This window comes from Dactylosporangium thailandense (assembly GCF_059739745.1).
This window is the reverse complement of record NZ_AP029195.1, coordinates 2,772,362-2,783,170: the sequence shown is the minus strand read 5'-3', so window position 1 is coordinate 2,783,170 and position 10,809 is coordinate 2,772,362. Positions and strand designations below refer to the sequence as shown.

General features: G+C 70.2%; 8 protein-coding genes. 5 read left to right on the top strand and 3 right to left on the bottom strand.

Annotation, left to right across the window (positions count from 1 at the left end; all coding sequences use genetic code 11):
* Positions 1-7: 7 nt before the first annotated feature.
* Positions 8-3,313: a LamG-like jellyroll fold domain-containing protein gene (locus tag AC6JBM_RS12440; RefSeq protein WP_497983753.1), complete on the bottom strand. Its 3,306-nt coding sequence runs from the start codon at positions 3,311-3,313 to the stop codon at positions 8-10.
* A 547-nt stretch (positions 3,314-3,860) separates the two neighbouring features.
* Here AC6JBM_RS12440 and AC6JBM_RS12435 point away from each other — a divergent pair.
* The 4 genes from AC6JBM_RS12435 (at position 3,861) to AC6JBM_RS12420 (ending at position 6,594) form a co-directional block, all read left to right on the top strand.
* Positions 3,861-4,148, top strand: a complete 288-nt coding sequence (locus AC6JBM_RS12435; protein ID WP_497983752.1) for a hypothetical protein — start codon at positions 3,861-3,863, stop codon at positions 4,146-4,148.
* A 349-nt stretch (positions 4,149-4,497) separates the two neighbouring features.
* Positions 4,498-5,337, top strand: a complete 840-nt coding sequence (locus AC6JBM_RS12430; RefSeq protein WP_497986447.1) for a transposase — start codon at positions 4,498-4,500, stop codon at positions 5,335-5,337.
* A complete protein-coding gene (locus AC6JBM_RS12425) occupies positions 5,334-5,837 on the top strand; it encodes a GNAT family N-acetyltransferase (protein ID WP_497983751.1) in 504 nt (167 codons plus the stop codon). The genes AC6JBM_RS12430 and AC6JBM_RS12425 overlap by 4 nt, the downstream gene beginning before the upstream one ends.
* A 367-nt stretch (positions 5,838-6,204) precedes the next feature.
* Entirely contained in the window at positions 6,205-6,594 is a 390-nt protein-coding gene (locus AC6JBM_RS12420) for a hypothetical protein (RefSeq protein WP_497983750.1), read from the top strand.
* A gap of 126 nt (positions 6,595-6,720) precedes the next feature.
* Here AC6JBM_RS12420 and AC6JBM_RS12415 read toward each other — a convergent pair whose 3' ends face one another.
* Both AC6JBM_RS12415 and wrbA read right to left on the bottom strand, forming a co-directional pair.
* Positions 6,721-9,354 carry a beta propeller repeat protein gene (locus AC6JBM_RS12415; RefSeq protein WP_497983749.1) on the bottom strand — a complete coding sequence of 878 codons (2,634 nt, stop codon included), beginning with the start codon at positions 9,352-9,354 and terminating at the stop codon, positions 6,721-6,723.
* Between the two features lie 149 nt (positions 9,355-9,503).
* A complete protein-coding gene (wrbA, locus tag AC6JBM_RS12410) occupies positions 9,504-10,118 on the bottom strand; it encodes an NAD(P)H:quinone oxidoreductase (protein WP_497983748.1) in 615 nt (204 codons plus the stop codon).
* Positions 10,119-10,206: 88 nt separating this feature from the next.
* On the opposite strand from wrbA, the gene AC6JBM_RS12405 reads away from it, so the two are divergent.
* Positions 10,207-10,809: a TetR/AcrR family transcriptional regulator gene (locus AC6JBM_RS12405; RefSeq protein WP_497983747.1), complete on the top strand. Its 603-nt coding sequence runs from the start codon at positions 10,207-10,209 to the stop codon at positions 10,807-10,809.

Here is a 10,809-nt window from a genome sequence, read left to right as displayed (position 1 = left end):
CCCCCGTTCATTCCGCGTCGGCGATGGCGCTGTAGATGTCGAATACCGCCTGGTCGCTCAGGGCGCCCGAGTAGACCCGGACGTCGTCGATGGCACCGGTGAGATACTGCGAGAACGTCACGTTCGACGCCTGGCCTCGGCCCATCAGCAACGCGCCGGCCGCGTTCCACGCGCTGGCGTGGTCGGTCTCGTCGACCGCCTGCCCGTCCACGTACAGCCGCAGCTTGTGGTCCTGCGCGTCGTAGACCGCGGTGAGGTTGGTCCACACTCCGACCGTCGGCACGTCGAACAGGTCGCTCGCCTCGCGCAGGGACGACCCGGACGCGTCCGTGGCCGAGGTGCGCACCGACCAGAGGTACGAGGAATAGTCGGTGTTCCACGCCCAGCCGAGGTTGAACGCGCCGACTGCGGTGCCGAGCTGGCTCACCGCGATGCCGTTCTTGGTGAGCGCGGAGGGCTGCACCCACGCGCTCACCGAGAAGCTGCCGTCGGTGCGCGCGGCCGGGCCGGACGCGGTGAGCACGCCGGTCGTGCCGTTGACCGCGACCGCGTTGCCGCTGACGCCGGCGACCCGGCTGACGCCCGCGGACGACCACGTGGCCGGGTGGGCGCCGGTGGCGTCGGCGGCGGTGGTGCCGGAGGTCTCGTCCATCTTCCACTGGCCGGCCAGGCGGGGGACCTGCTGCAGCTCACCGGGGAGCAGCACCCGGTCGTACGCCTTGACCGCGTCGATGCGGCCGGGCCAGTACTCGCCGAAGGCGCCGGCCACCTGCGACCGCCCGATCTGGAAGACGCCGGTGGCCGCCCACGGGGTCGTGTACGCCGTGGTCGCCTCGAGCACACCGTTCACGTACAACCGGATCTGTCCCGCCGTGGCGTCGTAGACGCCGGCCAGGTGCACCCACGTGTTGGCCACCGGCGCGGTGGTCGAGATGGCCCGCACGAACGTCGTCGTGTCCGCGTCCACCGTCGTCCGATTGAAGATCCACTTCTTGTACGAGGAGGAGTAATAGAGCGTGAACGTACTGGCGTGCGCGCCGATCTGGGTCACCGCGACGCTGTTGTGCGACAGGTCGGTCGTGTAGACCCAGGCGCTCACCGAGAACGACTTCATGGTGTCGAGCACCGGCCCGGTCGTCGCCGCGTACCCGCTGGTGCCGTCCAGGGCGAGGCCGCCGCCGTCGAAGCCGTCGTTCCAGGTGGCACCGCCGCCGAGGGAGGCGTCCCGGGCATTGGCCGAGGAGTCCACCGCCGCGGTGGCGTCGCCGGTCTCGTTGAGCTCCCAGTCGCCGGTCGGGGCGGGTGGGGAGCCGGCGTAGAAGACGATGGTGGCCACCTCTGACTTGTTGCCGGCGCGGTCCACGGCGCGGACCTGCAGCCAGTTCACGAACCGGTCCGGGGTGACCGCGAACGTCACCGATCCGCCGGCCGCCGACGGGGTGGCGGTCTTGCTCAGCGCGGTCGCGTCGCCGTTGACCGCGTACTCGTACTTCACGACGTCCGTGCCGCCGTTCGCGCTCACCGTCACCGAGGAGGCCACGCCCATCACGGCGTCACCCTCGGCGTTGTCCGGGAACGCGCTGGAGGCGACGGCCGGGATCGGCGGCCGCGTGGCGTCGATCTGGAACTCGCACCACGAGCTCCACGCGCTGACGTCCGTGCCGTCCTCCGAGCGCACCCGCCACTTGCCGATCTGTCCGTTGCTGAACGCCCCGGCCGGGATCGCCTTCGCCACCACTGTCGGTTTCTTGCCGGCCACCGACGCCGACGTGTACTCGCCGACCGCGGCCGTGCCGTTCGAGAGCCACCACTGGAAGTGCGCCATCACGGCGTTGTCGGCGTCGCTGACCGAGGCCCGCAGCGTCGGGGTCGTGGTGCCGATGACCAGCCGGCCGGTGCCGGTGGTGCAGGTGGTCGAGCCGTCCGTGCTGAGGTTGGTCGGCGCGGCCGGCACGGTGTTGTAGACGATGGTGATCGACGGGGTGCTCTTGAACCGTTTCCAGGACAGCGTGTCCTTGTTGGACTCCGCGGTCGCCGACGCCCTCATGCCCTCGGTGATCGAGGTCGAGCCGTTCGCGGCGGCCTTGACCACGTGCGGGGTCACGGTGAACTCCACGCCGCCGGCCGGGCAGCTGGACGACCACCCCTTCGCCAGGCTCTTCGCGGCCAGTTTGCTGATCCAGCTCGGCTGCTTGCTCCAGGTCGTCGCCGACGTGATGCCGCCGGTCTCCCAGACCTGCACCTCCCGCGCGGTGCACGACCGCGACCACACCTCCTGCGTCTGCAGGGTGGCCTTGATGATGTGCTTGCCCTTCACGCCCGAGGTGTCGAAGCGGAAGAACGACCGGGTGATCTTGCCGTCGGTCGCGTCGTAGCCGACCCGGGCCTCGTCCTCGGCGTCGTTCGCGCCGTTCCAGAACGAGGTGGTGGGCAGGTTGCTCCACACCTGCGTCCAGGCGAGCTTCGACCCCGACCAGGACGGGTCGATGTAGACCGGGTAGCGGGTCGCCGTGCCGGTCAGCAGCTGCCGGTCGGGCTGCAGCGCGAGCGCCCCCGGGGTGACCTCGACGCCCATCCGGCGCACCACGCCGCCCGGCACCGCGGCCGAGCCCTGCCCGGTGGAGTCCCACATGTACGGCGCCGGAGCCTCGAACACCGCGTTGCCGCCCGCGTCGGCGGCGGCGAGGCTGCCGTCCGCGCGCGTCGTCATCTTCACGCCCTTGGTGGCGGTGGCCAGCTTCAGGGAGGCGAGGGCCGGGTTGGCCGCGGCCGCCGCCGACTTGACCACGAGCAGTTCGGAGAAGCCCTCGGCCTCGGCCCGGACGGTCAGGTCGACGCCTGGCAGGACCTCGGCGTACGTGGCGGTGTCGCCGGACAGGATCGGCGCCGGCAGCGTCCCGGGCCAGGCCAGCGACAGCTCACTGCCGTTGCGCCGCATCCGGGCCAGCGCAGCGGTGCCGCCGCCGGAGAAGGACATGTCAAGCACGGCCGCGGCCGGCGCGACGGTGCCGTCGGAGTTGCGCCGCAGCGTCGTGTCCACCGGAACCCAGCTTGCACCGCGGCGCACCCGCACCGCCTCGATGCTCTGGGTCAGCGTGAACGTGCCGTCCGGGTTGGCGAGCACCTGCTGGTGCTCGTCGCGCAGCGCGGTCGCCTCGACCGGCTTGCCGGAGGCGACCGCCCGGGCTTGGGCCGCCTGCTCGCTCAGGGTCGCGGACGGCGCCGCCGACGCGACTTCGGGCGCCGCGAGCGGCGCGATCAGAGTGGCGGACAGCGCCGTCACCACGGCCAGGATCGATGGGACAGCAGGCATGGTGCCTCCCGTGAACATGCCTCTGACGCACGCGTTATCGCGTGCGAAGGGGGTGCTGAAGCCGATGTCGAAGTGACCGCCCGGTCAGCTGGCCGGGGTAGGCTCATCTTCAGCGCGCCACTCGACCATCTATTCAGGGTCGACAATCTCTTGAGAAAATCTTGCGCCACGGGCGTGTGGGTCGCAGACGCAGGTCAGCCGCATGGAGACCGGGCCGCCGGAGCAACACATCGACCGATTGCGGTTCTGGGCAGCACCCTTGCACACCCCGCACGACCTGCTGTTGCGCCAGCCGAAGTCACCCCTCCGCCGCAACGTTCGGTCGGCGGCCAGATGCAAAACCAAGATGGAGGTTGAGCTATCGGTAGACAGGTTCTTGCGACGGAATCGATCCACCGAGAGGGCTCCGGCACGTCGCCGGCCTGCTCCGCGCGGAACGTCGTGCCTGCGGAACGCGTCGGAGAACCCCGGATTCGGCGCGTCCCGGGCCACCGCGTACCGCTAAGCCCTCGACATCACCGGCGCCCCGTGCTGGACCGCGTCCACATTGGACCTACCGACCCTGGCCGACTCCGGCTACGACGACACCGGCCCGGGCATCCACACCCCATACAAGCAATCCGCCGACGGCCGGGCACTCGCGGTCGACAACCGCGCCCACAACCCGCTGCCGCGCTCGATGCGCTGCCTCGGCGAACGCGGGTTCGCCATCCTCACCGGACGCCGGCGGACACCTCGTCACACCACCGCCAGCCCCCGCAGGCTCGGCGACATCGTCGCCGCAGCACTGCACCTCACCCACTTCGAATACCGCTACATGCCGCAATCTCGTTGAGATCACGTCACTGAGCCAGATAGCCTCACCCCTGCCCCGCATCGAAGTCAGCAGGAGCCGCAGCAACCTTCCTTCGAAAAGCGCCATCGACCGGGGCACCATGATTGAGCATATGATCAGGAGTTCCTCCTTCTGCAAGTGAGGAATGCTCGAAACCTGTGGATGAACGTCGGGAGGCGTACCCTCCCGAACGAGTCCGTGTCAGGAGTTCGAGTAAGGCCCGCGCGCCAACGCGGGTCGGGAAGGTACGCCGTGCTCACCGGCAGCCAACCAGGATGAGGTCACGCCAGCCGCCCCGAGTGTCGCGGCCACGACGCCGGCGCCTGCGCCGCACGGCGATGACGTGTCGATGGTAGGTGGGTCGCTGATCGACGAGATCGTGCGGGAGGACGCGCGGCGGATGCTGGCCGCGGCGTTGGAGGCCGAGGTCGCCGCGTACATCGCCGCGCATCGCGAGGAGGTCGACGAGCAGGGCCGCCGGTTGGTGGTCCGCAACGGCCGCGCCCGGCCGCGACGGGTGTTGACGTCGGCCGGGGCGGTGGAGGTGACGGCGCCTTGCGTCAATGACAAGCGGGTGGACGAGTCCACGGGTGATCGGCGGCGGTTCGCCTCGGCGATCCTGCCGGCCTGGTGCCGCAAGTCGCCGAAGATCACCGAGGTGCTGGCGCTGCTGTACCTGCACGGCCTGTCCAGTCAGGACTTCGTGCCCGTGCTGGAGAGCTTCCTGGGCACCGGGTCTGGGCTGTCCGCACCGACGATCAGCCGGCTGACCGTGGCGTGGCAGGACGAAGCGCGCCGCTTCGCCGGCCGGAGTCTGTCCGATGTGGACTACGTGTACGTGTGGGCCGACGGGGTACACCTCAACATTCGGCTGGACGAGGAGAAACTCTGCCTGCTCGTGATGATCGGGGTGCGGGTCGACGGCACCAAGGAACTCGTCGCCCTGGCCGAAGGCTACCGCAAGTCCACCTTCGCCACCGTGCGCCACCGGCCCAAGGTCACCAAGGGGCCCGGGTCCAAGGCGGCCGGCCTGGCCATGGCGTTCAAGCCCATCGAGGCCGCCCAGGCCCGGTGGCGCGCGGTCAACGCGCCCCACCTCGTCGCCCTGGCGCGCGCCGGCGCCCGCTTCGAGCGCGGCAAGCTCGTCGAACGCCCGCAACCGGACACCACGCAAGGCGCGGCGGCATGACGGCCCTGCGCGTGCTGGCCGCCACCGTCGCCGAGCTGCCCGACGCCCAGGCGCTCGTGTTCGAGTACATGGCCAGCACCCAACGCGAGGCCGGCCGCGCCGTGCCGGGCAGCATCGACGAGCTGCCCGCCATCCTGCACACCGAATGCGCCGACCTGGCCACCGCCTACCAGCCGCCCGGGGCACTACTGCTGGCCTACCACCACCAGCAGCCGATCGGCTGCGTCGGCCTCAAACCCATGCCCCCGGCCGGCACCATCGAGGTCAAGCGCCTCTACGTCCGCCCCACCCACCGTCGCGGCGGCACCGCCCGCTTGCTCATGCACCACGCCCACCGCCACGCCGCCGACCACGGCTTCGCCCGCCTCGTCCTCGACGTCATGCCCACCCGTACCGACGTCATCGACTTCTACCGCCGCCTCGGCTACACCGACGCCGAACCGTACCCAGCCGAGGCGCCCGACCCAATGATCTACCTACAACGCCCCAGCAACCCGTAGTTCCCCCATCCACATGTATTGACAATTCCTCCTGCAAGTCGTGAACCCGCATAACGTGCGGGAGCTTTCCCACCCCGACCGGCGTCCCGACTGGCACTGAGCCTTCGACCCCGTGGTCGACCGCCTCGTTGAACACCTCATGTAACGGCGTCATCGCCACTACACATCCCTCACCAATTCGTCCTTACGATACGTTCCAATACGGCGGCAGTCAGGGATCGTTACGTAGCTTTGGATCGATAGCCTGTGGGTTGCTGGGCTAGCGAGAGCGGGTCGACTGCAGCAGCCATTGCTCGGGGTCTTGACCGCCAACGACGCCGAGGTACGCCGTTGCCACCGTTGGAAACGGCTGATGAGGGGTGGTTCGGTGCCGATCGTCAACGGCAGGGCGACGGCGGTGCGGGCGACGGCCGCCCTGCTGAGCATCGGAACGCTGGAGATCCGGTCACTCGCCCGCGATCTGGACCGGGACGAGGCGGACCTCGACATCGCGACCGATGCCCTGCTCGAGCTGACGCGCCACGAGACCGACCGCGGCTGGATCGAACGGCTCCTACTCCGGCTCATCGACGGCGACGCCGACGTGCGGCTGCGAGCGCTGGCGGTCACCTGCCTCGGTCACGTCGCGCGGCAGCACCGGGCGATCGATCGGGAGACGGTGCTGCCGGTGCTGCGCGGGCTCCTGGACGACGCGGCACTCGGCGGCCGCGCCCAGGAGGCGATCGACGACATCGAGACCTTCACCTCCGGCGCCTGACCTTCCGCAGTCTTCGCTCGCGGACCAGGCCGTCGTACGGCGCGTAGGACGTGGAATAGCCGCCTCAAGCCGGTCGGGGGCAGGGGCGGCCCCGGGTGAACCAGGGCCGCCCTCACCTAGCAAGGCTCAGCCGAACAGCAGTAGTTGCCACAGGTCGTAGGACTGGATGCCGCGGCCGTGGGTCGCGGCGTAGAGACGCAGGCCGTAGAGCCCGGTCCGCAGCTCCATCGTGGTCGTCGTCGGCAGGTTGCGGCCGAGGACCTTCCAGCCGGTCTGGCCCGCCGGGCGGTACAGCACCCCGAGGTCCGTGCCGACGACCAGGCCGCCGCCCCACAGGACCTTCACCGCGTTGGCCGGGATGTCCGGCAGGTTCGCGGAGATGTCGGTCCAGTGCGCGCCCGCGTCGCGGGACTCGAAGACGTGCCCGACGCCGGCGCCGGGGCCTTCGGTCCACTTGCGGGAGTAGCCGTTCATCGCGACGTACACGTGGTTCGGGTTCGCCGGGTCGACGTCGAAGCCGGAGACGTACCGGTTCGGGATCACCCCGTCGACCGGCAGGCTCAGCTGGTGCCAGCCCGTCCCGTCCGCCTTGCCGACCGCGATGCCGCGCGTGAAGCCCTGGTTGTTGCACGGGCCGCACCAGCCGACGTAGACCATGCCACCCGAGATGGACACGCCGGTCGCGACGTGGCCCGCGCCGAGGTCGAAGACGTTCACCCAGTCCGCGCCGGACTGGATTGCGAAGCCCTTGTGCTGGACCCACACGTGGGTGCCGCCGGCGACCCAGGTGTTCACGTCCCGCGCGTCGGCGGCGATCGGGGCGATGAACCGCGCGCCGGCCGGACCCAGTTCGTTGTCGGGCGGGGCGATGTTGCGGCTCGACACCTTGCTCGGGTCGGTCGTCCACGAGCCGTCGTTGACCGCGCAGTTGTTCGTCACGGACAGGGCGAGGTACACGTACTCCGCCGCGACGTTGCAGCCGTTGCCCGGGTCGACGATCGTGTCGCCGCCGTCGCCGCCGAAGTTCGAGCCCATCACCTTGTCGCCCGGGCGCAGGATCGACTCGCCGTTGTCCTGCAGGCCGCCGCTGATCGCCACGCCCGCGTTGTGCCCCTGCCGGTCGGCGCCGACGCCCACGGAGTAGTACTGCAGGACGTCCATGCTGCCGTCGTTGAGCGACACCCAGTCGGTCGCGTGCCCCGATGCGTCCGCCTTGCCGTTCGCCGGCCGGCGGTAGATGCCGCCGTCGTCGCCGACGACGACGTACGGCTTGCCGCCGTTGCTGCCGATCGCGGCCGCGTGCTGGTCGGCGTGGACGGTCTGGTGGCAGTCGCCGGTCTGCTTCGACGGGTCGATGCTCCAGCACGGGAAGTTGAAGTTCCAGTACGGGCCCGGGGTGGTCCACGTCGCGCCCGCGTCCTTGGACTCGAAGACCTCCTCCAGCCCGACGTACAGGTGCCGCGGGTCGGCCGGGTCGACCTGGACGAACTGGTTGTACCAGGCCTGGATGCCCGGCATGTAGCCCGGCGAGGTGTTCGCGGAGCCCGACGCGGCCAGCTTGTGGTAGTCCGCGACCCGGGTCCACGGGCCGAGCGGGTTGCCGTTGTTCGAGACGAAGATGCCGAAGAGGTTGCTGTCGCCGTTCGTCGCGAGCATCTCGGGCGACTGCTCGATCGCGTAGTACTTGCTGCCGTCGGCGGAGCGGCCGAACGTCACCGCGCCGAGGTTGTCCGGGTCGCTCGCGATGTCCCCGGCGAGCGTGGTCTTCTGCCAGGTGCCGCCGTTCTTGACGTAGAAGCCGTTGTAGTCGTCGCCGCTGCGCCAGCCGATCGCGAGCACGACCTTCGACGGGTCACGCGGGTCGATGGCGATGTCGTTGGCGATGTTCTTGTACGGCGCGTCCTCGTCGGCCGCGTCGGCGCCGCCGGGCAGGAACGACGGGTTCGGCGCGAACTCGAGGCGCCAGGGGCCCGCGAGGTTGGTGGTGGAGTGGCTCCAGACGCCGCGGCTCGTGGCCGCCCACACGGTGTCGCCGCCGAAGCGCAGCGCCCGGATCGTCGTGTTCTCCAGTTCGGTACCGCCGACACGGTCGCTCGCCCGGAACTCGCCGTGGCGCGGGTCGGCGAGCACGTACACGCCGGCGCCGACGAAGCTCGTCGCGCTCGTGTTGGCCTCGCCGGTCGCGAACCACAGCCGGCCGCGCCCGTCGAGGCGCAGGTCGCCGGTGGCCGGGGCCGGGAGCTTGTCGGAGATCGGCTGCCATCTACCGCCGCCCGTCGACGAGCGCCAGACGCCGCCGTTGGCCGAGCCGGCGTACACGTAGCCGTGATCGTCGGCCGCCATGCCGACCACGCGGCCGGTGACGTTGCCGGCGCCGCCCGACGAGTTCGAGTTGATGTCGCGGTACCGAGGGTCGTCGGAGTTGTACGGCAGGCCGGTCTCGTCGGTCCAGTTCCCGCCGGTGCGGGGCAGGGCTTGCAGTTGCGCCCAGGCGGCCGAGTACGCGCCCGGGGCCACGACCCCGGGCGCGCTGCGGGCCTCGTTCCACTGGTCGGCCTGCTCCATGATGTCGCTGGAGCCTTCCTCGTCGTCCTCGGCCAGGGTTTTGATCTGGTCCCGAGCGGCGGTTCTCGCCAGGTCGTCGAACCGGGCCGGGCGCGGGGTGCCGGGGTCGGCGGTGGCCGGCGCTCCGGCGAGGGTGAGGGCTAATGCGGAGAGTCCCGCGGTGATGAGCAGACGTCGATGCCGAAGTCGCGGCAAGGCCGGCTCCCTCCAGAACCGCGCGCCGGTCGTCGGTGGCCGGCGCATTCACGCCTGATTGACTCATTCACCGCGATAAACATCAAGCCTTCTTGATCTTACATTGCGTAGGAGACTGGCATTCTCCATTGGTACGTGACACTGGACGATTAGCTTAGGCTGAGCACACTCTCCTGTAGCCTGGCGGCGACGGTCGCGAGCCGTTTCCCCTGGTAATGGGCGGCCGCAAGGGTCGCGCCGGAAGGTGCGCCGTCCGTTCCCGGGTGCCCGACGCCGTACGGGTTTCCGCGCGCGGCGTGAATGGCCGGATCGGTGTATCCGGGCGGGACGATGAACGCGCCCCAGTGATAGAACGTGTTGTACATCGCGAGGAGCGTGGACTCATTTCCGCCCTGCGCGTTGGCCGCACTCGTGAACGCGGTGGCCGCCTTGTTCGCCAGCCGCCCCGCCGCCCACAGCCCGCCCGTCGTGTCGATGAACTGCTTGAGCTGCGCCGAGACATTGCCGAACCGCGTCGGCGACCCGAACGCGAACGCGTCGGCCCAGGTCAGATCGTCGTGCGTGGCGACCTCGACGTGCGGGGTCGCCTGGATGTGCGCCCGCCAGGCCGGATTGGCGTCGATCGCGGCGTCCGGCGCGAGCTCGGGCACCCGCCGGAGCCGCACCTCGGCGCCGGCCTCGAGCGCCCCTTCCGCGACCGCCTCGGCCAGCGCGTGCACGTTCCCCGTGGCCGAGTAGTAGATGACGGCGACCTTCGCGCCCATGACGCCTCCAAGAAGTGGAACTTTTTCCGCTTACACTCGGAGCCTAAGTGGAACTTCTTCCACTTACAAGAGATGCGAGGATCGTCACGTGACCCGCCGCAAGCCGACCCCCCTGCCGCTCATCGACCAGCCCCCGGCCGAGCGGGCGGACGCCGCGCGCAACCGTCAGCGGCTGGTGGAGGCGGCGGCGCGGATCGTGTCCGCGCGGGGCGTGGCGGGGCTGGCGCTCGACGAGGTCGCCCGGGAGGCGGGAGTCGGCGTCGGTACGGCCTATCGCCGCTTCGGCGACGTAGGGGCACTCGCGTACGCGCTGCTGGAGGACCACGAGGTCCGCTTCCAGGAGGCCTTCCTGACCGGCCCGCCACCGCTGGGCCCGGGCGCCCCGCCGGCGTCGCGAATCCGCGCGTTCGTGTTCGCGTTGCTGGACTTGCAGGAGGAGCAGTGGGACCTGCGCCTGCTGGCGGTGCAGAAGGCGTCACAGGGGCACGGGAGCGGCCCTTACCCGACGTACCACCTGCATCTGGTACGCCTGCTGGAAGAACTCGACCGCGGCCTGGACGCGCCGTATGTGGCGAGCGCGCTGCTGGCCCTGCTCCAGCCGAACGTGCTGGACCACCAGCGCCGGACCCTGGACCTCAGCCCGGCCCGAATCCGCCAAGGCATCGAATCCGTCCTCGACGGCCTGCTTTAG